Origin of the sequence: Nocardia amikacinitolerans NBRC 108937 (assembly GCF_001612615.1) — a bacterium.
In the GTDB taxonomy this organism is placed as follows: domain Bacteria; phylum Actinomycetota; class Actinomycetes; order Mycobacteriales; family Mycobacteriaceae; genus Nocardia; species Nocardia amikacinitolerans.
The window spans coordinates 66,696-91,018 of the sequence record NZ_BDAU01000013.1 but is presented as its reverse complement, the minus strand read 5'-3'; the positions used below and the strand labels follow the sequence as shown (position 1 = coordinate 91,018).

20 protein-coding genes are annotated in these 24,323 nt (G+C 68.8%); 10 read left to right on the top strand and 10 right to left on the bottom strand.

What is annotated here, in order from left to right; translation table 11 throughout:
- The first annotated feature begins 93 nt into the window (after positions 1-93).
- On the top strand, positions 94-1,389 hold the full coding sequence (arcA, locus tag NAM01S_RS13160; RefSeq protein ID WP_245910072.1) for an arginine deiminase: 1,296 nt from the start codon (positions 94-96) through the stop codon (positions 1,387-1,389).
- A 7-nt stretch (positions 1,390-1,396) separates the two neighbouring features.
- A complete protein-coding gene (locus NAM01S_RS13155) occupies positions 1,397-1,756 on the top strand; it encodes a GntR family transcriptional regulator (RefSeq protein ID WP_067784410.1) in 360 nt (119 codons plus the stop codon).
- Positions 1,757-2,053: 297 nt separating this feature from the next.
- Here NAM01S_RS13155 and NAM01S_RS13150 read toward each other — a convergent pair whose 3' ends face one another.
- Positions 2,054-3,652, bottom strand: coding sequence for a dolichyl-phosphate-mannose--protein mannosyltransferase (locus NAM01S_RS13150; protein ID WP_067784407.1), 1,599 nt, complete (start codon positions 3,650-3,652; stop codon positions 2,054-2,056).
- A 408-nt stretch (positions 3,653-4,060) separates the two neighbouring features.
- Here NAM01S_RS13150 and NAM01S_RS13145 point away from each other — a divergent pair, with 408 nt between their 5' ends.
- The 3 genes from NAM01S_RS13145 (at position 4,061) to rsmI (ending at position 6,399) form a co-directional block, all read left to right on the top strand.
- On the top strand, positions 4,061-4,678 hold the full coding sequence (locus NAM01S_RS13145; RefSeq protein ID WP_067784405.1) for a hypothetical protein: 618 nt from the start codon (positions 4,061-4,063) through the stop codon (positions 4,676-4,678).
- Positions 4,678-5,193, top strand: coding sequence for a hypothetical protein (locus NAM01S_RS13140; protein WP_067784401.1), 516 nt, complete (start codon positions 4,678-4,680; stop codon positions 5,191-5,193). Before NAM01S_RS13145 ends, NAM01S_RS13140 begins: the two co-directional genes overlap by 1 nt.
- 375 nt (positions 5,194-5,568) lie before the next feature.
- Complete coding sequence (gene rsmI / locus NAM01S_RS13135; protein WP_372511630.1) at positions 5,569-6,399, top strand: 16S rRNA (cytidine(1402)-2'-O)-methyltransferase; 831 nt, start codon at positions 5,569-5,571, stop codon at positions 6,397-6,399.
- A gap of 922 nt (positions 6,400-7,321) precedes the next feature.
- Here rsmI and NAM01S_RS13130 read toward each other — a convergent pair.
- The 8 genes from NAM01S_RS13130 to NAM01S_RS13095 form a co-directional block, all read right to left on the bottom strand.
- The gene (locus NAM01S_RS13130; RefSeq protein WP_067784398.1) at positions 7,322-8,449 is read right to left on the bottom strand and encodes a glycosyltransferase; all 1,128 of its coding nucleotides are present in this window, start codon (positions 8,447-8,449) and stop codon (positions 7,322-7,324) included.
- A gap of 80 nt (positions 8,450-8,529) precedes the next feature.
- On the bottom strand, positions 8,530-10,371 hold the full coding sequence (locus tag NAM01S_RS13125; RefSeq protein ID WP_281256186.1) for a putative bifunctional diguanylate cyclase/phosphodiesterase: 1,842 nt from the start codon (positions 10,369-10,371) through the stop codon (positions 8,530-8,532).
- A 43-nt stretch (positions 10,372-10,414) separates the two neighbouring features.
- A complete protein-coding gene (locus NAM01S_RS13120; protein WP_067784395.1) occupies positions 10,415-12,556 on the bottom strand; it encodes an Rv1355c family protein in 2,142 nt (713 codons plus the stop codon).
- Complete coding sequence (locus NAM01S_RS13115) at positions 12,553-13,323, bottom strand: hypothetical protein (protein WP_067784392.1); 771 nt, start codon at positions 13,321-13,323, stop codon at positions 12,553-12,555. The genes NAM01S_RS13120 and NAM01S_RS13115 overlap by 4 nt, the downstream gene beginning before the upstream one ends.
- Positions 13,324-13,576: 253 nt before the next feature.
- A complete protein-coding gene (locus NAM01S_RS13110) occupies positions 13,577-14,011 on the bottom strand; it encodes an effector binding domain-containing protein (protein WP_067784389.1) in 435 nt (144 codons plus the stop codon).
- On the bottom strand, positions 14,008-14,451 hold the full coding sequence (locus NAM01S_RS13105) for a GyrI-like domain-containing protein (protein WP_067784386.1): 444 nt from the start codon (positions 14,449-14,451) through the stop codon (positions 14,008-14,010). The genes NAM01S_RS13110 and NAM01S_RS13105 overlap by 4 nt, the downstream gene beginning before the upstream one ends.
- A 339-nt stretch (positions 14,452-14,790) precedes the next feature.
- A complete protein-coding gene (locus NAM01S_RS13100; RefSeq protein ID WP_067784383.1) occupies positions 14,791-15,804 on the bottom strand; it encodes a GAF domain-containing protein in 1,014 nt (337 codons plus the stop codon).
- A gap of 170 nt (positions 15,805-15,974) precedes the next feature.
- Complete coding sequence (locus tag NAM01S_RS13095; protein ID WP_067784379.1) at positions 15,975-16,349, bottom strand: DoxX family protein; 375 nt, start codon at positions 16,347-16,349, stop codon at positions 15,975-15,977.
- A gap of 119 nt (positions 16,350-16,468) precedes the next feature.
- Between NAM01S_RS13095 and NAM01S_RS13090 the strand changes: the two genes are divergently transcribed.
- The 5 genes from NAM01S_RS13090 to NAM01S_RS13070 all read left to right on the top strand — a co-directional run bounded on the left by NAM01S_RS13090 (position 16,469) and on the right by NAM01S_RS13070 (position 21,919).
- Positions 16,469-18,130 (top strand): BCCT family transporter, encoded by a 1,662-nt coding sequence (locus NAM01S_RS13090; RefSeq protein ID WP_067784375.1) that lies wholly within the window; start codon positions 16,469-16,471, stop codon positions 18,128-18,130.
- A 120-nt stretch (positions 18,131-18,250) separates the two neighbouring features.
- Positions 18,251-19,249: an alpha/beta hydrolase gene (locus tag NAM01S_RS35740; protein WP_067784372.1), complete on the top strand. Its 999-nt coding sequence runs from the start codon at positions 18,251-18,253 to the stop codon at positions 19,247-19,249.
- A gap of 34 nt (positions 19,250-19,283) precedes the next feature.
- Positions 19,284-20,678, top strand: a complete 1,395-nt coding sequence (locus tag NAM01S_RS13080; RefSeq protein WP_067784369.1) for a serine hydrolase domain-containing protein — start codon at positions 19,284-19,286, stop codon at positions 20,676-20,678.
- A gap of 434 nt (positions 20,679-21,112) precedes the next feature.
- Positions 21,113-21,496 carry an RNHCP domain-containing protein gene (locus NAM01S_RS13075; protein ID WP_067784367.1) on the top strand — a complete coding sequence of 128 codons (384 nt, stop codon included), beginning with the start codon at positions 21,113-21,115 and terminating at the stop codon, positions 21,494-21,496.
- Between the two features lie 12 nt (positions 21,497-21,508).
- Positions 21,509-21,919, top strand: coding sequence for an RNHCP domain-containing protein (locus tag NAM01S_RS13070; protein WP_067784366.1), 411 nt, complete (start codon positions 21,509-21,511; stop codon positions 21,917-21,919).
- A 29-nt stretch (positions 21,920-21,948) separates the two neighbouring features.
- Here NAM01S_RS13070 and NAM01S_RS13065 read toward each other — a convergent pair whose 3' ends face one another.
- A complete protein-coding gene (locus NAM01S_RS13065; protein ID WP_084482904.1) occupies positions 21,949-24,135 on the bottom strand; it encodes an acyltransferase family protein in 2,187 nt (728 codons plus the stop codon).
- Between the last annotated feature and the right edge of the window lie 188 nt (positions 24,136-24,323).

Genomic DNA, 24,323 nt, shown 5'->3' with positions numbered 1-24,323 from the left:
GGTTAGGATGTACTGGGGACGAATTCGGACTCCCCGCGGCATTGGGAGGCCGATTTCCATCCTGTTACGCCGATCGCGAACTACGGTCGGAGGATGGGAGCAGACGCTGTGCCCGTCGACGATGAAAAGGACAGGCGCGGGGGCGGGCTCGACCGCGCCTTCGAACCGCGCTACGGGGTTACTTCCGAGGTGGGCGCCCTGCGGACGGTGTTGCTACACCGGCCAGGCGCCGAACTGCGCAGGCTCACCCCGCGCAACAACGACCAGCTGCTGTTCGACGGCATCCCCTGGGTGGAGCGGGCGCAACAGGAGCACGACACCTTCGCCGACCTGTTACGCGACCGCGGCGTCGAGGTGCTGCTGCTCGCGGATCTGCTCGCCGAGACGATCTCGGCCAGTGGCGCGGCGCGAATCCAGGGCATCTCGGCCGCCGTCGACGCGCGCAGGCTCGGCCACGTGCTCGCCGACGAGCTGGCCGCCTACCTGCGCGGGGTGCCCGCAGAGGAACTCGCCGAAATCCTGATGGCGGGCATGACCTTCGACGAGCTGCCGTTCGGCCCCGACGCGGCCTCATTGGTGCGGCGCATGCACCACGGGCACGATTTCGTCATCGACCCGCTGCCCAACCTGTTGTTCACCAGGGACTCCTCGTTCTGGGTCGGCCCGCGCGTGGCGATCACCTCGCTCGCCCTGCCCGCCCGGATCCGCGAGACCTCGCTGACCGATCTCATCTACGCCTTCCACCCGCGCTTCCTCGGGGTGCGGCGGGCCTACGAATCGCACACCGCGCCGATCGAAGGCGGCGACGTGCTGCTGCTCGGGCCGGGCGTCGTCGCCGTCGGCGTCGGCGAGCGGACCACGCCCGCCGGCGCGGAAGCGTTGGCGCGCAGCCTGTTCGACGACGGACTCGCGCACACCGTGCTGGTCATCCCGATCGCACAAACCAGGGCGACCATGCACCTGGACACGGTGTGCACCATGGTCGACACCGACGCCGTGGTGATGTACCCGGCCGTCCGAGACGAGTTGCGCGCGTTCACGATTCACCGCGAGGACGACTACGTGAGCCACGAGGGCGGCGGCGGGGTGACGATGCGCGGACCCGATCCGTTCCTGCCCGCAGCGGCCGAGGCGATGGGCATCGGCAAGCTGCGGGTGATCGACACCGGACTCGACGGCGTCACCGCCGAACGCGAACAGTGGGACGACGGCAACAACACCCTCGCCGTCGCCCCCGGCGTCGTGATCGCCTACGAGCGCAACGAGATGACCAACGCCCGGCTGCTGGACGCGGGCATCGAGGTGCTGCCGATCCCCGGCTCGGAGCTGGGTTCCGGGCGCGGCGGCCCACGGTGTCTGTCCTGTCCGCTGGCCAGGGACGACGTGTGAGCCGCCGATGTTCACCGTCACGATCAGCCACGATTCGCCCGTCCCTCCGTACGAACAGCTGCGGCTCGCGGTCATCGCGCAGGTGCGCTCCGGCGAGCTGACCGCAGGCACGAAGATTCCCACCGTGCGGGCGTTGGCCGCCCAGCTGAACCTGGCGCCCAACACCGTCGCGCGCGCCTACCGCGAGCTCGAGGCCGACGGCGTGCTGGAGACCAGGGGCAGGCAGGGTTCGTTCATCGCGTCCTCCGGCGACCCGACCCGCGACGCGGCCGGACGCGCCGCGACCGCGTACGTGTCGGCCATTCGGCGGTTGGGGTTGGACGACGAAACCGCCTTGCGCTACGTGAAATCCGCGCTGGAGTACTGATCGACGCTGCCGCGCCGCAGGCCGAGGTGGGCCGAACAGACGCCGCCTCGTGCCCGCACGTGGCAGGAGCGAAGGCCGAGGTACGCCCGAACAGACGCTGCCTCGTACTCGCACGTGGCAGGAGCGAAGGCCGAGGTACGCCCGAACAGACGCTGCCTCGTACTCGCACGTGGCAGGAGCGAAGGCCGAGGTACGCCCAAACAGACGCTGCCTCGTGCCCGCACGTGGCAGGAGCGAAGGCGGAGGTGTTGCCCAAATAGGCGCTGTCCTCCGTGCGCCCCGGACCGGAGGTGCGAATCAACGCCAGCTGGGCAACCAGAGATGGTCGTGCCAGCTGGCAGGGCTGATCGGCAGCGCGGTCAGGATCGGCCACAGCCAGATGAAGTTCGCGACCACCAAACCCAGATACAGGCAGACCGCGAGCAGGCCGAGACTGTGCCGCTCGTTGGGCACCTCGGGAAGGAAGGTGCCAAGCGGGCTGCGCGGTAGCGGCGACGAGCGTGCCGGTCCCATCACGTCGCCGAGTGCCAGCGCGACGCCCATCATCAGGAAGGGCGCGAGCGGCACCGCGTAGAAGTAGTACATCTGCCGGTCCAGGGTCAGGAACCAGGGCAGCAGCGCCGCGCCGTAGCCGGTCAGCACCGCGGCGTAGCGCCAGTCGCGCCGGACCACACTTCGCCACAGCAGCCAGCCGATCACCGGAAGGGCGATCCACCAGATCGCCGGCGTGCCGATCAGCATCACGGCCTTCACGCACTGCGCCTGGCCGCAGCCGGTGACGTTGGTGTCGGCGTAGTAGTACAGCATCGGCCGCAGACCCATCGGCCACGTCCACGGCTTGGACTCCCACGGGTGGTGGTTGCCCGCGGAATTCGTCAATCCCTCGTGGAAATGCAGGGATTCGCCGCTGTAGAACCACAGCGAGCGCAACGCGTCGGGCAGGAACGACCAGGGTCCGCCCGATCCGACCTGATTGCCGACCGCGTACCGGTACACGCCGGTCTCGCTCACGAACCAGGCCCAGTAGGTGGCCAGATAGACGCCGAGCGGAATCAGCACCAGCGCGTAGAGCGCCGGGCCCACGTCGCGCAGCGCCGTCCCCAGCCAGGGCTTGCGCACCCCGTACGCGCGGCGCGCCGCCACGTCGAAGCAGACGCTCAGGATGCCGAACGCGGCGATGAAATAGATGCCGGACCACTTGGTGCCGCACGCGAGGCCGAGCAGTACGCCCGCGCCGAAACGCCACCAGCGCACGCCCAGTCGCGGACCCCACGGCGTCGCGCCGATGCGTCCTTCGAGGTCGACCCGCGCCATTCTGGCCCGCACGTCGTCTCGGTCCATCACCAGGCAGCCGAAGGCCGCGGTGACGAACAGCGCCATGAAGATGTCGAGCATGCCGATGCGGGAGGAGACGAACAGCAGGCCGTCGGCGATCATCAGGATGCCCGCGATGGCGCCGATCAGCGTCGACCGGGCGAGCCTGCGCGTTATCCGGATGACGAGCAGCACGAGCAGGGTTCCGGCGAGCGCGGCGGTGAACCGCCAGCCCCAGCCGTTGTAGCCGAAAAGGAACTCGCCGATGGCGATCATCTGCTTGCCGACCGGCGGATGCACCACCAACCCGTAGCCAGGGTTGTCCTCGACGCCGCCACCGGTCAGCATCTGCCACGCCTGCGGCGCGTAGTGCTTCTCGTCGAAGACGGGGGTGCCCGCGTCGGTCGGATAGTTCAGCATGGTGAACCGAGTCACCGCCGCGATCGCGGTCAGAAAGGCGGTGACCAGCCAGCCGCGCAGGGTGTCGACGGGCCCGAAATCGGGCGACGGCCGAAGCGGCGCGGGGCTCGACCAGGTGGGCACGGCCCCGGGTACGGTCGCGCGGGAGGTCACCTGGGTCACGCCCCGATCGTATTAGGTGCGGGCCCCCAGGTCCCGCATCGGTGACCCGGACACCGCCCGAATCACACCTCCGTCCGCCACCGCTGCAGCCGAGCCGAAGGCCCTCCCCTGCGGGTCCATCAGCGGTTCCTGAGCCATCCCGAGCCAGCGACGACCTGCGGTCGACCATTCCTCCGCATGCCACTACCGGCCCACCGTGTGCGGCCCCCTCTGCAGGACCTCTCCGGCGACAGTTCGAAAATTGATCAATTCATGACACCTAGGTGTGAAATCTTCTATACCAAGGGCGCTTATCGTTCACCCTGAGATACCCGAGCGGAACCGCTGGTCGCCCTACAGTTACAAGGCTTGGTCACCGCACACAGCTCGTTGGCGATAAACGAGCCAGTTCAACCAGTAGGAGAAAAAATGACCAGGCCATTTGTCCAAGAATTCGCCAACTACATACTTGGCACGGCGCAGCCTCCGCGACCCATCCTGAAGACCGAGGCGAACTGCGCACAGGTGCATCTCTACAAGCAATTCAAGCCGATATGGTCGAACCGGGTACCGTACGGTTACGTGCTTCTGTATCCGGATTGGCTCGCATTCTTCACCGATTCCAAACAGCCGCCGGGCACAGTTCCCGACAAGCTGTTCAGTAAAGAGATGCTCGCTCCGATGCTGGAAACATGGAAGTACAGCGGACGATTCCAAACCGTCGGAAGCGTCGCCCGCTTCGCTTATCAATATGCGACGACCACGGAGCGCGACACAATAAAGGCTTTCCTCGCCAATCCGAACAGCACCTTTGTCCCCTTCGGCACCATTTGGACCGTCGAGCAGACTCGTTCGATATCTCGTCCGGTGGCGATCGAGATCAAGACCACCGACCGACGGGAAATTCACCTCGCGCCGAACTTTGGGGCATCGCTGGGCCCGCGACTGTGGAAGGGCATGTACGGCGCCTATGGCGGCACGTGGGAGCCCCGGTTGCAAAGTTTCTTGCGGGACGCTGCCCAACGCAATTCAGGAAGGGTGTCATAATGGGCCTTCTTTCATGGCTTGCCGAAGAAGCCATCGACCTCATCGCAGGAAACAGCACCGAGCAGACTTCTGGGGATCAAGCCCCGGGGGTCGACAATCTCGGCCACGGAGAAGTGGATTTCATCGATCCACTGGAAGCCGCGAAAGACAGGATCGCCGACGACCCGGAACTGACTAGCATTGAGAACAGGCTGGACAGCGCACGCGCAACATATCGAGAAGCCGCAGAAGCCGCGGATATAAAGCCGACCGCGAGCTCGGTCGACTCCACCTTGCAGATGATCGACAACGTGCGAAACGCCTCCCCTGAACAACTCAGTCGATGGACCACCCAGCTCGCGGGGATGAACGCCGTGGACAGCATCCATCAATCAGTGGCCGGTCAACAGGCTGATCTGAGCGCCGGCAAGGCCCACCATCAGTTGATGATCGACGCCGACAAGGCGAAAATCGATGCCGATTCGGCAATAGCGCGCGCTGATGACGTCATCGCCAAAACGAAAAGCGACCTCTGAACCCGAACCCATAGCGGAGCGAAGGGGTGATGCCCGCTCTCGCGTCCGGCATGGGTGATCCGGACTCCGTTCCGAATCACCCTCTCGCGCCGGAACTCGAACGAGGATCGCAGACCCGGGAAATCGGGCCGGCACCAACGCCGCGGCGAGCGACGGCGGGCGACATCGCGCACCCGCTCCCGTGGCGGCCGGGCGTGAGCGGGCGGCGGGCTCCACGATCGAAGCGCTGTGCGGCCGGGCCCAGGGGGCCCATGGGAACTTCGACCCCCGCGCAGGCTGACGGCGGCCCGCATCCGACCGTGCCCGTTAGGCTGCTGGTGTCCGGTGGATGCCGGTGTGGACCGAGACGGGAGTGCGGTGGGAGAGCAGGCGACGGTGGGCGGGCGGTTGGTGCTCGGGGCGACGCCGATGGGCGATATCGGGGACGCGTCCCAGCGCCTGCGCGACGCGCTCGGGTCCGCCGATGTGGTCGCCGCCGAGGACACCCGACGCACCCGCGCACTCGCCAAGGCGCTCGGGGTCGAGATCACCGGGCGGGTGGTGAGCTTCTACGACCACGTCGAGACCGCACGAATCCCGGCGCTGTTGAGCGAGATCGAGGCGGGGCGCACCGTCCTGCTCGTCACCGACGCGGGCATGCCCTCGGTGAGCGACCCCGGCTATCGGATGGTCGCGGCCTGCGTGGAACGGGATCTTCCGGTCACCTGCCTGCCGGGTCCGTCGGCCGTCACCACCGCGCTCGCCCTCTCGGCGCTGCCGGTGGAGCGGTTCTGTTTCGACGGCTTCCCGCCGCGAAAGTCGGGGCAGCGCAAGGAATGGCTGCGCACCTTGCGCGCGGAGCCGAGGGCCTGCGTCTTCTTCGAGGCACCGCACCGATTGGCCGAGTGCCTCGCCGACGCCGTCGAGGTGCTCGGCCCCGACCGCCGCGCCGCCGTCTGCCGCGAACTCACCAAGACCTACGAACAGGTCGTCCGCGGCACGCTGGCCGAACTCGCGGAATGGGCCGTGGACAGCGCCCGCGGCGAGATCACCGTCGTCCTGGAGGGCGCCCAGCCGAAGGCCACCGACCCCGCCGACCTGGTCGCCGAGGTCGAAGCCCTGACGGCACAGGGCCTGCGCCTCAAGGACGCCTGCGCCCACATCGCCACCGCCAACAACGTCTCCCGCCGCGAACTCTACGACGCCGTCCTCGCCGCCCGCCCCTAACTCGCAGCCCTTTCCCACATCCCCACCGCCCGCACGCCCTACGTGGGACTGCTGCTGCCACAGAGCTTTCGTACGCCTCACATAGGCACCACCTATGTGAGGCGTACCGAACCTGTGTGGGACGCGCGGATACTCGCAAAGCACTCCCACGCTTCGCCGCGCTCGCACGCCCCACGAGGCCTACGGATCCGCAACGAGAGCTTCGGCTGCCACACAACGTTCGCACTCCCCACATGGGCACCGCCTATGCGAGGCGTACCGAACCTGTGTGGGACACCCGGACTCGCAAAGCAATCACGCGCGCCGCAGCGGCTGCACGCCCTGCGAGGCGTACTCGAGGGACTCGGCTGCCACACAGCGTTCGCACTCCCCACATGGGCACCGCCTATGCGAGGCGTACCGAACCTGTGTGGGACACCCGGACTCGCAAAGCAATCACGCGCGCCGCAGCGGCTGCACGCCCCTGCGAGGCGTACTCGAGGGACTCGGCTGCCACACAGCGTTCGCACGCCCCACATAGGCACCGCCTATGCGAGGCGTACCGAACCTGTGTGGGACACCCGGACTCGCAAAGCAATCACGCGCGCCGCAGCGGTCGCACGCCCTGCGAGGCGTACTCGAGGGACTCGGCTGCCACAGAGCGTTCGCACGCCTCACACAGGCACCGCCTCTGTGAGGCGCACCCAACCTATGTGGGACGCGCGGATACTCGCAAAGCATTCAACGCGCGCCGCAGCGGTCGCGCCCTACGAGGCATACGGATCCGCAGCGAGGGCTTGGGCTGCCACACAGCGTTCATACGCCTCACATAGGCACCGCCTGTGTGAGGCGCACCGAATCTGTGTGGGAGCGCCCCGCGCTCCGGACGGCGGCGGCCTAGCGCCGGGCGGGCGGCGGCGGCCTGGCGCCGGGCGGCGGTGGGCTAGCGGCCGAGGACGGCGAGCATGCCCGCAACCGCACGGGGCCAGGTGAATTGTTCGGCGCGGGTGCGGGCGGCGCGGCGGCGGCCGACGGCGGGCATCGCGAGCACGTCGGTGACGGCCTCGGCGAAGGCGGTGGGGTGGTCGTCGGCGACCGCGCCGCAGTCGGCGGTGACGATGTCGGCGAGCGCCGAGGAGCGGCTCGCGACCACGGGCGTGCCCGCCGCCAGCGCTTCCAGTGCGGCGAGACCGAAGGTCTCGTGCGGCCCGGGCGCGAGCGAGACATCCGCGGTGGCAAGCAATTTCGCGACCATCGCCCGATCGGTGATGAAGCCGGTGAAGTGCACGGCGGGCTGCCCGCTCGGCAGCGGCGGCAACGCACGCGCGCGCCGTTCCAGCGCGTCGCGGCGGGGTCCGTCGCCCGCGACGACGAGCCGCGCCTCGGTGCCCGCTTTGCGCAGCTCCGCCACCGCCTCGATGCTGCGGTCGACGCGCTTCTCGACCGAGAGCCGCCCGCAGTGCACCAGCAGTGGATGCCCGGCCGCCGCGAGGTCGGCGCGCAGGCGGCGATCCCGGCGACGCGGGCTGAACAGGTCCAGATCCACACCGAGCGGAACCAGCTCGACGTTCGGCGCGCCGATCCGCAGGAACTCCGCGCGCGCGAATTCCGTTGTGCAGACCACGATGTCGTACTCGGCGGCGGTGTGCCGGTTGGCGATGTCGGCGCACCGACGGGCCAGCGAGCCGGGCAGGACCTGACCGAGCAGCCGGTCGAGTCGTTCGTGCGAGATCATCACGCTCGCCACGTCGCGGCGACTCGCCCAGCGGCCGAAACCGCGCAGCGTGAGCCGGTCGGACACCTCGAGTACGTCGGGCCGCAGCCCGGTGAGCACGTCGGCGACCCGGCGCGGGTCGGCGGCGCGGTAACCGCCGGTCCACGGAATGGCCAAGGCGGGCAAGGTGATCCGCAGCGCGCCGCCGGGCAGCAGCTCCTCGCTGCGGCGCGGTCCCGGCACGATCAGCACCACCTCGTGCCCGGCCGCCACGTAGCCAGCACCCAGATGATGCAGTGCGGTGCGCAGCCCACCGGACCGCGGACCGTAGAAGTTCGCCAGCTGCACGATGCGCACCCGCCGATCGTCGCAGCGCAACTGGATACCCGCGGCACCGTAGCGCTCAACGGGCGGTGAACAGCAGTGAAAATCGGCGGTCAGTGTTTCGCTACGCCGCGCGCGGCCCGCGGCAGGTCCAGGTCCAACGGAATCCGGCCGAGCGCGAGGTGCGACTCGACCTGATCGGAGGGCATCGGCCTGGCGATCAAAAAGCCTTGCGCCCGATAGCAACCGAGCCCGACCAGCGTGCGGGCGGCCACCGCGGTCTCCACGCCCTCGCCGACGACGCCGAGCCCGAACGAACCGGCCAGGCCGATGATGGACTTCACGATGGCGAGGTCGTCGGTGCTCGCGCCGAGCCGCTGCACGAAACCGCGGTCGATCTTGACCGCGTCCACCGGCAGCGCCTTCAGATGCGACAGCGAGCTGTAGCCGGTGCCGAAATCGTCGATGGCGATCTGCACGCCCATCCGCTTGAGCCCGCGCAACGTCACCTGGGTGCGGGCCAGATCCTGGACGACCACGTGCTCGGTGATCTCCAGGCAGACCGAACTGCCGTCGATCCCGAACAGCCGCAGAATGTCCTCGATCCGCTCCACGAAGTCCAGGCTGACGAGCTGCACCGGCGAGACGTTGATGCGCATCACCACGTTGGCGGCCAGACCGCGGCGGCGCCATTCGGCGAATTGCGCGCAGGCCGAGCGGATGACCCACCGGCCGAGCTCGCCCGCCAGATTCGTCGCCTCGGCGACGGTGACGAACGCACCGGGCGGCAGCAGTCCCCTTGTCGGATGCATCCAGCGCACCAGCGCCTCCAGCGCGACGATGCGACCGGTGCGCAGGTCCACCTCGGGCTGGTAGTGCAGCAGCAGCGAGCCGTCGGAGACCGCGCCGCGCAGGTTCAGCTCCACGTCGTCCTGGAGTTCGAACTGGGCGCGCATGGCGTCGGTGAACACCGCGACGCCGTTGCCGCCGCCCGATTTGGCCGAGAGCAGGGCGTGGTCGGCGCGGCGCAGCACGTCGGCGACCGTGGTCTCGCCGGGGACGCCCACCGCGACGCCGACGCTCGCGCCCCTGCTCACCGATTCGCCGCCGACGGTCACCCGGCGGCCGATGAGCTGCTGGATCCTGGTGGCCTCCAACTCCGCGGTGACCGCGTCCATCGGCTTGGCGGGCACGATGACGAACTCGTCGCCGCCGAGGCGGGCGATCATGTCGTTCGGGTCCAGGTTCTCCCTGAGGCGCGAGGAGAGCGTGCGGATGAAGTTGTCGCCCGCGGTGTGGCCGAGGAAGTCGTTGAGCGCTTTCAACCGGTCGAGATCGAGGAAGAACGCCGCCACCGGTCCCGGATTGCCGGGCCGTAGTCGGTCCTCCATGTGCTCGAGCAGCGCGCGCCGGTTCGCCAGACCAGTCAGATCGTCGTGCAGCGCGATGTAGCGCAGCCGCTCCTCGGCCACCACCCGCGCCTGCACCTGCGCGAACAGGGCGGCGATCGCCTTGAGCACGTTGAGCTCCCTGGTGCTCCAGTCCCGGTCGCCCTGTTTGATGAAACCGAGCACGCCGGTGGACTCGCCGCGCGAGATGAGCGGCACGCACGCCATGGCCACCTGGGGAATCCCCGAAGAGCGCCGGATCGTCTCCTGGTAGTCGGCGGAGCGGTGGTCGGGGCGCACCACGATCGGCTCGGTGGCGAACTCGAGTTCGCGGAACACCGAGTCGGCGTTCTCGAACTGGACCACCTTCAGCGGATCGGGGTCGGGGATCTCGCCGCGGTGCGGCCATTCCGCGACGAGCACGGTGGCGCGCCGTTCCCGGTCGGTGTGGCGCAGGTAGCTGAAGTCGACGTCGAAATGCTCGACCAGTTTGGCGAGCACGCGTTCGCTCGCCGCCACCATGGTCGTGGCGTCGACGCCCATCAACTCGGCGGCGACTTGCGTCACCAGTGAGTCGAGCGTTCGCCGAGGCACCTTGTCTCCGATCGTGCTAGCTGCGGTCGCCCGCACCCGGCACTGGAAGCCGCCCGCTGCGGACCGTGGCTGCTGCCGCGTAGCTCAGGCGAAGCACCAATGCCATGATCTCATGTCCAGGCACTCCCAGCAGGTCCAGGAAACGGCCCTGAAGTGACGTTAGTGTATCCGCGAAATCCGGGGAAATCGCGATCAGCTCGTCGGGGTGCCGTGCGTAGAGGAACACCGGGGACACCGGTTGCACGGCCAAACCGCGACGTTCTGCCTCCAGCCAGACACGCTGCAACGCCGCCCCGGCGGTGGCGTAATCGGCCAGACTCGCGCCTTCCGGCCCCGGTCGGCACGGCAGAGTCACCGCGACGAGAGCCGAGCTGGACAGCACCCGATCCCGGCTGTACTCGCCGAGCGCGACACCACCGGACCACTCGTGCAATCTCGCCATCACATCGGCGCGTCCGCCGATCCGCATCTTGGCCTGCTCGTCCGGCGCCAGCTCCATGCCGCGCACGTCGATGCCGGTGCGCAGGTCCTCGCCCGGCCAGCGCAGCTCGCTGTACATCTCCTGGTGCAGCCGCGGGGTGAGGTGGCGGATCCGGTCGGACTCGCCGATCAGCGCGGCCGCCTCGGCCAGCTCGGCGCGGCCGGTGATCGCGTGTACCGCGCCGCCCTCCGCGCCTGCGGCCGCGGCGAGACCGGCAAGCACACCGTCGCCGAGCGGCGCGCCGGTGCCGAGCTTGCGATTGGTGTCGCGGGCAAGGGCAGCGGGGTAGTCGCGGGCCAACAGCGGATCCGAGCCCGACCCGAACTCCAGCAGCGCGGTGAAGCCGTCGTCCTCGACGAAGCGATGACCGCCGAGGACGCCGTGCGCCGCGGCGGCCGCTCGCGCGTTGTGCAGCGCGGCGCCGATCGCCACCGCGCTGCCGCGGTAGCCGATGTCGAGCGACGAGGACCGATTCGCGGCGAGGTCGATGCGCAGCGCGTCGCCCTCGATCCACAGCCGCCACGGCTGGGTGTTGCCGCCCGAGGGCGCACGCTGCGCGCAGTGCAGCACGTTCACCCACGCGGATCCCTGCGGCGCGGCGGCGGGGTCGGGTTCGTTCTCCCAGACCAGGTCTTCGGGTTCCGGCTCGGCGAGTCCGTCGAGTCCGCGCTCCAGGTCGATCCTGGTCCGGCCGGAGGACAGCTTGTAGCCGAGGCCGATCCGGCGCACCGCCGTGGCGACGATGGCGGCGCCGAGCTGCACGTCGCCGCCGAGCTGCGGCCAGGTGGTGACGGTCTCGTCGATCTCCACCAGGCTCGCGGCCATCCGCGCCGAGAGTTCCTTCGGATCGAGGATCCGCATCACGTGCGGCGCCTTCTCCTTGGTGGAGAGCCCGCGCAGATCGGCCGCGGTGGTCGAGCCGAGCAGGCCGTGGAAGGGCGGTCGCTCCGGTTCCAGGTCGTAGCGCTCCACGTCGAACAGGCCGCGGTCGCTGGTGTCCATCAGCAGCGGCAGCCGGTGGCGGCGCGCGCCCTCGCGGACCGCGAACTTGACGTCGAGCGAGTCGCATTCCTCGACGACGATCGACAGCCCGCGCAGGAACTCGTCCACCGAGTGCTCGTCGATCCCCGCGGTGTACACCTCCACCGGCAGGTACGGATCGAGCTCGGCGATGCGACGCGCGGTCACGATCGACTTGTTCACGCCGATGTCGAAGATGTTGCCGGGCACCCGATTCAGGTTCGACAACTCGATGTGGTCGAAATCCGCCAGGCGTAGTAGCCCGCAGGAGCCCTCCATGGCGAGGGTGTGCGCGATGGCGTGTCCGACGCTCTGCCCGACCACCCCGATCGCCAAGCCCCCGAGCCGCCGCTGTTCGGCGCGGGTCACCTTGTTGCGGTTGCGGTCGAGCCGGATCGCGCGGAAGGTCCGTTCGCCGGGCAGTCCGACCAGCGTGCGCCGCCACGGGTAGTAGACCCAACGGTCCGTTTCCGGAACGCCCTGGTCGTCGGGCGGATTCAGCACCTTGCGTAGTTCGGCGTGCAGCACGTCACGCAGGTCGAGAATGCGGATCATCGGTGACTTACGCAGTTGCGTGAGGACGGACGCTTCGTCCGGCACCGTCTCGTCGAGGATCAGCGGCCGATAGTCCGCGGCGGGACCAGGGTCACCGTTCATGCCTGCGCCAGTCCCCCCGTCCGAGCGTCGACCGCGGTGGACAGGCGGCGCGCCTGCGCGAACCAGGCGCCGAGCGCCGCGCGCTCGAGGGCGAGCAGCGAGCCTTGCAGCTTGCTGGCGTTGGCGCGGTACGCGCGGGTGTCCCACCAGAGCGGGACGGTGCGATACCGATCGTCCGGATACGGCACCGGCGGCACTCCCTCGGCGATCCGTCCGCCGCTGGATTCGTAGAGGCGAGCGGTGTGCGCCGCGGCGGTGACGAAACCGAATCGCGCACCGAGCAACCAGGCCGCGTGCACGACACAGCGCGAGATCGCGGCGCCGAGCTGGGCACGGTGCGCAATGCCGTTGCGCGCCACCCAAACCGCCTTGACCTCCACGATGCCCTCGCGAATCCGCTCGGCGATCATCGCGCGAAGGTCGGCCTCGCCGGGGCGTCCTGCCCACGCGCCGAGCCCGTGCACCTCGTCCTCGACGAGGTAGGGCCCCTGCGCCCGCAGCCCGGCTACCACCCGGCCCGCCGGGTCGACGGCCGCGAAGAACAACGACGTCGAGCGCCCGTCGGAGACTTTCTCGTATTCCAATGCCGGATCGACTTCGTAGTGTCGGTAAACGCGCAGCGCACCGCGCAGATAGCGTCGCCACAGATCCGGATGCGCGTCCGGAGGAGCCACATGGAAGACATAACCGGAATGCATGTCGCGAAACCGCAACACCTCGGCATCGCGCGCGCCGAAGGCGCCGACTGCGACTGTTTCGACAGTCATGGTGTTCCTACTCCGTTGCTACCGCGCCCGCGCGCGGTTTCGAGCCGGGCCGACCAACTCACCCGCCGCCCGAGCGCTCCGGGAGAGTTTGCCTAGGGCAGTATCCGTCATCCGGCATGAATTCACCAGGCGTCTGGTTAATCTCCCGAAAACTAATCGTGTACCCCGAAATACATGCAGGTCAAAGGCTGCAAGGTATTCCTAAGTTGAAAAGGAGAGACCAGTCGGTTCACATTTAGTTAACTCGCAGCTATCACACAAGGATGGAGATGAACAACTCGACCGCGTCCGGCCCGCGCCAGACCTCGATCTCCTCCCGATAGGCCCGCGTGATTTCCGCGGACGCCGTCGCGTCGTCGACTTGCGCCCACACGTCCTCTACCGGGTCGTGATAGTCCCCATTCGGTTCGAACCGAGCGTAGACACCCTTCGGTACCCGCACGAGCAGATCGCCGACAGGAACATCGCTCGGTTCCGCGTATTCGTAACAGACCATCGCGTTGTAGTTTCCGGCCGGATCGGGTACATACACGGTGTACATGGGCTGAGCGGCCGCCCCGCGATCGCGCAACCGGTCCTTCAGGAACTCGATCAAGTCGCTGTTGCTGACCTTGAAACTCGGGCGCACCCTCGGCACCACCAGTCCGCCGAAGAGCGCCTCGTTGCGGACGACGATCGCGTAACTCATCGAGGATCGACCGCCAGGTACAGATCGATCTTGTACGCGTGCGGGTAGCACTCGAAATCGCCGGTATAGGTCCGTTTGATCTGGTTGTGTTCCTCGGCGTAGGCGATCTGCGTCCAGAGGTCGGTCATCACCTGCGGAAAATTACCGACCGAAGAGAACTTCGCGTAGCTGCCGCGCGGCAGGCGGGCGACCAGATGGCCACGAGTCACCTCGGCGAAGGAGCCGCACTGGTATCCGACGATCTGGGAGTTGTACGTGCCGAGTTCGCCGGTGTAGTCGGTGTAGGCGCTGGCGAGCGGCCCCCCGAGCTCCTGGTGCAGCACGGCCGCCCATGCCGCCTCCAGATCGTGGTCACGCAGTTTCCCGAGCGCACGCTTCGGGCTGCGCACCGGCAATCCGGCAACCCACGTCTCATCCCGCTCGACGATTTCAAACTGCATGGAAAGACTCTTTCGAGGTGCATCCAGGGGTCCGCCCGCATCCGGTCGGCTAGAAACGCCATGCTATCAACATGATCCGGGTGGTACCGATCACATGTCCTACCGCCTGTCCGGCCGGTCGGGTGCGCTGAACTGGACAGATGTCCTGTAAGACGACGCGCGACGGCGCCGGATGCGACGCCGTTGTCCGCACCGACGCCGCCTCCGATCGCCCTGGGGAATGGCGCTCGGGCCGCCGAACAGCGAACCGATAGCAACGCCCGAGCCACCCCTGCGGCACCCGCGCCGGGTCGAGCACCGACCGACCGTCGGCGATCGACCCGACCGCGTCCCGTTTCCCTACTGGGGCACCGGATCCGACTCGAGCGGCCGGATCAGGCAGATCAGAAACCGAGGCTGTCCGCTGGGCAACCTTGCGCCGTACAGCTCGACGGACCGCCAGTCCTGGCGCAACGTCAGCAGCCGCACCGCCACTCTGGTTCGGTCGCTGCGCTGCTCGGCGAGTTCGCGCAGCGCGCCGAGGTAGCCGTCGACATCGTCTGGATGCACGAGATGGGTAGTGGCCAAATTGAATTCGCGGCCGTCGTCCGGATCGAGGCCGCGCGAGGCCGGGTGATGCCGCCAGGCGATGTCGCCGAGCGGCGGGGTCAGCCACTCGATGATCTGCATGGTCTCGGCGTCGATCAGCGCGGTCGTGCCGCCGAGCAGCGTGACGGCCGCGTCGTCGCGGTACGTCGCCGGCACCAGGCCCGGCGCGCGGTCCGCCGTCACCGCCAGCAACAACCCGCGCAGCGTGCCCGCGTCGTGATAGCGCAGGAAGCCGAATACCCGCGCGGTGCGGTCGTCGGGTGTGCGCACCTGCATGGGACCCCGCCACGCGACGCCGGGGTGCGGTTCGAGCGCCGCGGTCATCAGCCGGTCGCGGTCCTCGCACTCGATGATTCGCGACAGGAACCAGGCGCCGTGCAGCAGCGGGTGTCCTTGCGGCAGCACCGATCCCCCGCCGCCGTGGTTGCGCAACATCCACTGGCGACTGTCCCACACGAACGCGTCTACGACCGGCGGCGCTGGTGGATCGGTACGCGACGGACCGGCCCACAGCAGCACGGCCATTACCGCGCCGTCCGGTCCCGGCACCGGAATCGCCAGCAGCCGATGCGTTTCGCCGCGCACGACCATCGTTCGTTCGCACCGCCGCGCACCCTCGACCGCCCGCTCGACGACCGCGCCCGCCGCCCCGGCAAGCGCCGCCGGTCGTATCGCCCGGTGCAGCGAACGCGCCCGCACCGTCCCCTCCTTCGGCAGATACCGAATCACCTTGTCCGGCTCCGCCGTATCGACAAGAAACCACATACGTCCTCCCCCTCACGTACTTCGGTTACGTGTACTCCTGACTGTCACGCTCCCAGCAATCGGCCGGATCCCCACGGCCACAGACGCCCCGACACCGACTCTAATCGCCGCGGGAGCGGCCGGGTACCTCGCGCGGCTCGGCGTTCGCACCGGCCGAGGCGCTCTTCGGTTCAGCCCCAGTCGGCGAATCGACCGATCGCGACGAACAGCGCGAGGAGCAGCAACACCACGTTCATCGGCAGGTTCTTCGCCTCGCCACGGCGATAGTGCACCACCATCGCGCCGACCTGGAGCGCGGCGAGGCCGAGCGCGGCCAGCGGCGTGAGGATCACGGCGATACCGGTGGCGCGGGGCAGGATCAGGCCCGCGGCGCCGAGCAGTTCGGCGGCGCCGATCAGACGGACGGCACCGGGCGAGAACTCCCGCGCCCAGCCCATGCTCGGATTCGCGGCGAGCTTCTCGTACGGCTGCGCGAGCTTCGCGAGCCCCGCGGCCAGGTACACCACCGCGAGCAACCCGGCGACAATCCACAGTGCGATGTTCATGGCCCGTCCCTCGTCTGGAAACGAAAATCCGTCACGTTGAGCCAAGTGCTCCCCAGAGCGTACTCGGGTACGGCGCGCCACCTCGGCTATCCCACCGTTACCGGCGATAGTTGGAGGCGATGGACAGCGAGACACCGCAACATCCCACCGTGCCGGACCTGCGCCTCATCGGGATCGGCGTCGCGGCCGTCGCGTGCGTCGTCGGCTGGGCGGCGCTGGGAAAGAGCAGCTTCGGATCGGTTTCGGACACGGCGCTCGACTGGGTGCTCGGCAACTTCGACTGGCTGTTCGTCGTGTCCGCCGACCTGTTCCTCGTGCTCTGCGTGGTGATCGCGGCCAGCCGTTTCGGGCGGGTCCGGCTCGGCGCCGACGACGCGGAACCGGAGTTCAGCAACCTCGCGTGGATCGCCATGATGTTCAGCGCGGGCATGGGCATCGGCTTGATGTTCTACGGCGTCGGCGAACCGCTCCAGCATTTCGTGTCGCCGCCGCCCGCCGCGGGCGTCGAACCGCAGACCACCGCGGCGGCGAGCGCCGCGCTGCAATTCTCGCTGTTCCACTGGACGCTGACGCCGTGGGCGATCTACGGCATCGTCGGATTGGCCTTGGCGTACGCCAGTTTTCGCAAAGGGCGCGGCAATCGGCTCTCGGCCGCCTTCGTTCCGCTGCTCGGCGCGCGCCGCGCCGCGGGGTGGCAGGGTCAGGTGATCGACCTGCTCGCGGTGTTCGCCACCGTGTTCGGCACGGCGACCAGTCTCGGGCTCGGGGCGCTCCAGGTGGCCAAAGGACTGAATCTCACGATCGGCACCCCCGATTCGGTGACCGTGCAGCTGATCGTCATCGGCGGCCTCGGCGCCGCCTTCGTCGTCTCGGCGTTCTCCGGACTGCACCGCGGCGTGAAATGGCTTTCGACGCTGAACATCACGCTGGCCGGGTTGCTCGCGCTGTTCGTCTTCACGCTCGGACCGACCGTCTACATCCTGGACACGATCCCGGCGAGCGTCGGCAACTACCTGTCGAACCTGCTACCGATGGCGACCCGCACCGGCGCCTACGCCGACCCGACGTGGATGGGCACCTGGACGATCTTCTACTGGGCGTGGTGGCTGTCCTGGGCGCCGTTCGTCGGCACTTTCGTCGCCAGGATCTCGCGCGGGCGCACCATCCGCGAATTCCTGATCGGGGTGCTGCTGGTGCCCAGCGGGGTGACGGTGGTCTGGTTCTGCGTCATGGGCGGCACCGCGATCCGGGCCACCACCACCGGCGTCGGCGATCTGACCGCCCACGCCGCCGACGCCGAGGCCGCGCTGTTCGGCATGCTGGAAGCGCTGCCGGCCGAGGTCGTCACGTCGTGGGTCTCCATGATTCTGGTGATGACGTACTTCGTGACGAGCGCGGATTCCGCGTCGCTGGTGATGGGTTCGCTGACCAGCCGAGGTTCGCTGCATCCGCCGTCCTGGCTGGTGGTGGTCTGGGGCACCCTGATGGCCGCGGTCGCCGCCGTTCTGCTCGTCGCCGGCGGGCTCGGTGCGCTCCAGACCGCGACGATCCTGGTCGCCCTGCCGTTCGTGCTGGTGATGCTCGCGCTGTGCTGGTCGCTGCTGACGGAGTTACGCGAGGATCCCGGCGCCGGGCCCGCCGCCCACCACCCGCTGTACGGCCTGCGCGACGCGGTGCGCGCCATGGTCGGCGAGGCGATCAGCGAAACCGACCGCGGCGGACACCGACCGCGCCGCGCACCGGGACACCCGAGAGAGCCCGAGCCCGGCCACTCTTCGTGATCCATCCCGTCCCCGACAGCGATTGTGTCGTGGAACACTCCTGCGCTACAGTCGCGATCTGAGACCGTCCGGTTCCACAGATCCGCGCGGTCGATCGACCCGAGTACCAGGGGGACCTCGATGACGAGGACGAACGGCCCGCGCCGCGCGGTTGCCGCACTGCTGATCGCGCTCGCGACGCTGGTGACCGCGCAGGCCGCCGCGCACGCCGAGGACCCGCGCACCGCGCAGGAGATCTTCAACCAGCCCGGCCCGCACGTCGTGGCCACCGAGGTGCGGACCAATCCCTGCCAGGAATCGATCTACGGCATGGTCACCCACATCGGCGTGCACCTGTTCGGCAACACCGCGGATCCCACCTGCACCCAAGCCTTTCCGCACGGCCTGGAGTCGCCGGTGGGCGTGAACACCTACTACCCGGCCGACATCGCCGAGCTGCCGAGCGCGCCGCTGCTGGTCTTCACACCCGGCATCAACGCCAACCCCGGAATGTACGACGCGCTCGCCAAGCGTTTCGCCGAACAGGGTTTCGCGGTGGTGGTGCCCTACGACTTCTTCAACTCGCTGGCCTATGTGCCCGCGCTCGGTCTCGCCGTGGCCGTGCTGGCGAACCGTGATCCGAACTCGCCACTGTTCGGCAAGATCGACCTGGGCCGCACCGTGTTCGGCGGGCACTCGGCGGGCGGCCAAGCAGCGCTGCAAGCAGGCACGATCTTCCCCGCCGCCGCGACGCTGATCGATCCCGAGCTGCGTGTCATCGGGGTGCTCGCCATCGAACCGGGGCCGCTCGCGCTCGGCGCGGCGATCGGCGTGCCGACGCTGTTCCTCACCGGCTACAACGATTTCGTCGTTCCGGACTTCGCGTGGGTGCGGTGGTGGCAGTACAACATCATGGCCGCGCCCTCGTGGATCGCCAATGCCCGTGGCGTCACCCATTTCTCGCCCGTGGACGGCATCGAGCACTACCGCTCGGCGGGCGCCGCGATCGCCTGGTTGCGTTACCTGGCCCTCGGCGACGCCGACGCGGCGAGCTGGTTCACCGGACCGGATTGGCGACTGCCCGCGGATCCGACCTACTTCAGCGTCCACCGCAATGCCCACGCCGACGCACTCGGCTGACATCGAAACACCGCTCCGCAGAAGGAAATTCACCATGCTCTTCCGCCGCAACGCCTGGGTGACCTGGCTCGGCGCCGCCGTGCTCGTGACGGCGGCACTGCTGTCCCCCGCCGCCACGGCCGCGCCAGAGACCGGTTGCGCCGAACCCGCCGCGGGGCAGGCGCCGGAACGCAGGGACGCCGCCGAGGTCGGGATGGATCCGGCGGCGGTGGCCGACGCGGTGGAGTTGGGCGCGCGCACCGGGTCGCACGCGGTGCAGATCTACCGGCACGGCTGCCTGGTCGGCGATCACACGCCGACGGGCAATGTGCCGATGCCGCTGGCCAGCGGCAGCAAGGGTGTGGCGTCGGTGGCCGTCGGACGCGCGGTGACCATGGGCCACTTCGGCCTCGACGACCCGCTCGGCAAGTTCTTCCCGCAGGCCGACGCCGCGCACGCGGGCATCACCGTGCGCCAGGTGCTCAACCAGACCACCGGCATCCACTTCAGCTGGCCCGCCGATCTCGCGGGGCTGCAAACCGATTCGGTTCGGCAAACCCTCGCCGCGCCGGTCGAATACGAGCCAGGCAGCACGTTCCAGTACGCCCAGAACGTCCTCGCGCTGTTGCCCGAGATCATCGAGATCACCACCGGCGTCGACTTCCAAAATTTCGTCCAGCGCGAAGTCATGGAACCGATCGGCATCGACCGCGGCAACTGGATCTGGCTGCGTGACCGCAGCGGAAACACCGCGGTCAACGGCGGTCTGGCGATGCGTCCGGCGGACCTGGGCCGGATCGGCAGGCTGCTGTTGCAGGAAGGCCGTTGGGAAGAACTGACACTCATCGATCCCGAGTACATCCGGCAGGCCACCACGCCGACCGAAGCCAACGGCGGCTACGGATTCCTGTGGTGGCTCAACGCGGGCGACACCTATCGCGGTGTGAACGTCCCTGTCGCTCAGCTGTATTCGCATCCGGTGTTCGTCGGCTCGCCGCGCGACACGTACGCGTTCTCCGGAGCGCTCGGCCAGTTCCTCACCGTGGTGCCCAGCCGCGACCTGGTGATCGTCCGCCTCGGCGTGCCCACCCGCATCGAGCCGGGCAACCTCACCGGAATGCTCACCGGCACCAGCAATCCGGACAACAAGGAGCTGTTCCGGAGGGCTGTCGCCGCGGTCACCGATCTACCCGCGCTGCCTTACGAGGATCCCTACGCGGTCCAGGATCCGAATCAGCCGCTGATGCGGAGCCCGGAGGATCTCGGCAAGCTGATCGACCCGATGACGGTCGCGGCCGTTCTGCTCGGCGTCGGACCGTACGCGTCGACGGAATGCAATGTGTTGTGGTGCAACGGGAAACCGGTGCCGGAGGACGTGTTCCGATTGATTCTCGATGTGGCAGGCCAGATCTCCGCAGCGGTAGCCGCGCTCGGAAACACACCCCGCTGAAGACAGGTAGCAAGGCTCCTCGGTGCTCTAGCTCCCGTTGACGGCGCTTCCCGTCACGCGCGATGACACCGACGGTCACCCCGCTCCTCCGCGCCGTCACGCCTCGGCATACGGCCCATGCCCCGCAGTGTGCCGCGATCTCCAAGCGCCGAAGTGGAGGTCGCCGCGACCGAGCGCGGTCCCGCGGGAAAATCACTGGCCGCGCCCCGAACGCGGTACTACAGTTCCCCCCGCGCACAACCGCGCGGTGGATCCGCGACCAACCCGGTCGCCTGGAAGGAGGTCGATGTATGACCCGGCTCGTGCCGAGAGCGCCTCGATGCGTGGCTCGGATAATCGACCACGCCGGTAACACCGACCGTCACTGACCTTTCGAGGCGCACTCGGCCTGCTCCCGCTGCTCTGTACACAGCCAAGGAGTAAGGAGAATCCGGGTGTCCCACCCCAATACCTCGACCCACCGCGGTCCGAGCCCCGCGCTACGGACCGGCACCTTCACCTGCGTGCGCTGCGGCCTCGTCGTCGCCACGCTCGCGCCGGACGACAGCAGGCGCAACCACTGCCCGAGCTGTCTCACGTCGCAGCACACCGTCGATCACGTCGACGGCGGCGCTTCCGACTGCCACGGCAGGATGGCCCCGCTGTCTATCGCGGTGCAGCGCAACGGTTCCTGGTCGGTGGTGCACCGCTGCACCCGCTGCCAAGAGCTGTCGCTGTACCCGGTGTCCCGCGACGACAATCAGCTCGTCCTGATGCGACTGGCCGTGCGTCCGCTCGCGGAACCGCCCTTCCCGCTCGAAGTCTTCGGCGATCTGTAGGCGGGGTGCGAGATGCCGCGAAGAAAGACGAAAGCGACTCGCGCGCAACGCCGCAAGGATGTGCTGCACGGGCCGGGCGGCGAATCCGGCGACGCGTTCCGCTGCGTCGGCTGCCGGATGGCGGTGTCGGTCGTGGCGCCGGGCACCGCGCACCGCAACCACTGCCCGCACTGCCTGGCCAGCCGCCACGTCGACGGCCGGATCCCCGGCGACCGCGCGTCGACGTGCGGCGGGCGGATGTCCGCGGTCAGCCTCTCGGCCCGCGACGACGGCGAGTGGCTGCTCGTGCACCAGTGCGCCGCCTGCGGCGCGCTCAAGGCGAACCGCATCGCGGGCGACGACAATCCGTTGGCGCTGATGCGAATCGCGGTGCGGCCGTTGGCCGATCCGCGACTCGGTAGGCGCGCGCTACTGGCGCTGTGACGGTCGGGGCCGGGTCGTCCGGCCCCGACTCACCACCAGCCGAGGATCGGCGCCAGCCTGCGACCGAGTTCGGGCGCGAGCGACCGTGAATAGCTGGCGGTCAGATGGTGCTCGTCGTGATAGACGAGGATGTTGCCCTCGATCACCGGGCAGACCTCCGGTGTGCAGACGGCGTCGGTCAGGTCGAGCGGGAACACATTGGGAAAGGACGCGGCGGGCTCGGCGGCGGGATTCACCTCGTCGAGCGCGTCGGTCCTGCGCATGCCGCAGCTGACGCCGTCGCCGCTCTGGGCCAGGCAGTCGATGGCGCGGTAGCGGACGCTGTCGCGGCGCAGCCAAGGCGTGTCGCGGACGGCGAGCACATTGAGTCCGTGATCGGCCAGTCGGGACCAGACCTCGAGGTAATCCGTCGGGGTCTCGTCACCGGTGGGATCGCGCGGGCGGGTGCCGGTCGTGAATACCCACTGCGGCCGGTCGACGCCGAGCCGGTCGATCACCTCCGCCGACCAGTCGCGGCAGTCGGGAATCGGCTCGCCTTTGTACATCGGCTCGGCCGCTACCGTCAGCGGACAACCCATCTTCAGGTACACCGTGATGCGAAAGCCGTATTCACGGGCGAGCACGTCGAGCGCGGGCACCCAGTGCTCGGCGTGCGAGCTGCCGACCACGGCGATGGTGCGTTCCGCGTCCGCGTCGCCGTAGGTGCAGGTGATCACGTCGCGGGTGTCCCAGTCAGCGATGCACTTGTCCCGCGTCGGGTAGGCGGCGTCGGCGGGCGCCTCGAAGATCGTCGGGCGCATCTCGGCCCGCGGGACGGCCGCGCCCGCCGCCAACGCCTCGGCGCCGGGATAGCGCGTCGGATCCAGCTGCGCGACCGGATGGGGCGGCAGCATCCTGGTCACCACCTGTGCTCCGACCGCCACAGCGAGCAGCGTCGCGCCGACGAGCACGATCGTCCGGCCCGCGCGGCGGCGATAGCCGGCGCGGCGAGCGACCGAGCCGGTCCGCAGCGGCTCCTCGACGAAGCGGTGGGTCAGGTACGCCAGCGTGCAGGAGGCCGCGAGCACCGCGAGTCCGCCTTCGATGCCCGCCGTCGGCGTGCCGCGCTCGGCGAGCACGAAGATCAGGATCGGCCAGTGCCAGAGGTACAGCGCGTAGGCGAGCTCACCGAGCCGGACCATCGGCGCGGCGGCGAGCAACCGGTTCGGCAGCGGCTGGGCGGCGGTCGGCAGGCCGGCGCCCGACATGATCAGCGCGACGGCCGCGCCCACCGGAATCAGGGCCGCCGGTCCGGGAAACTCGTTGGCGCCGTTGGTCAGCCAGCCGCAGCTCAGCACGATGAGCGCACCGGCCACCGCGAGCAGCGCCCGAAGCGCGTGCGGCACGGCCAGTTTCGGCGCGAGCACGGCGAGCAGCGCACCGGCGAGCAGTTCCCAGCCGCGCGCCAGGCTGTCGTAGTAGTTCCAGCCCTGATGCAGTTCCGCACCGCGGGCGGCGTAGAGGAACGAGGCCACGGCCAGTCCACCGAGCACGACCGCCACCGTCGGCCGCAACGCGGACGCCAGACCGAACCTGCGAACGATCGCCACCAGCAGCGCGATTCCGGCCAGCGCGACGAGATAGAACTGCCCCTGCACCGACATCGACCACAGGTGCTGGAGCGGACTCACCGACGGGTCGGCCGCCAGGTAGTCCGACCAGGACAGCGCCAGATACCAGTTCTGGTAGTACAGCAGCGAAGCCAGCGTCTGCGCGGCCGACCCCGCCCACTGGGTGTACGGGCGCATCAGCACCGTCACGAACGCGACGACGGCCAGCACCAGTACCAAACCGGGCAGCAGCCGCCTGCCCAACCGCCGCGCCGTGGCGCCGAGCTCGACCGTGCCGGTCGATTCCGCGCGCCGCAGCAGTGATCCGGTGAAGAAGAAGCCGGAGAGGACGAGGAACACATCCACGCCGCCGGAGACCCGGCCGAACCAGATGTGGAACACCACCACCAGGGCGATCGCGACGCCGCGCAGGCCGTCGAGGTCGTGCCGGTAGACGTGTTTCCGCTCCGAGCGAAGCCGCCGACCGGCTTCGTCCGGCTCGATAGTCCGCGGCGCCCCAGCCAGACGTCGTTTGATCGCGCCAGGTGCAGTGGTCGCCGAACCCCCGCGCCGGTCCTCGACATCGCCGGAGCCGACCGCGGGCGACACCCGCTCCGGCGGCCTCATCGAGGCATCGACCGGCGCCGGACCCGCGCGCCTCGGCCTCTGGTTTCCGCGAGGCAGACAGACGGTGAACATGACATGGCAACCCTCTTATCACGTGCGGAGAGGCAAAATCCAACCGGACATCATTGCCGAATAATCGGACAAACGTCACCAATCGGTCCTTGCTTCGTTCCTGCGGTGCGAATACG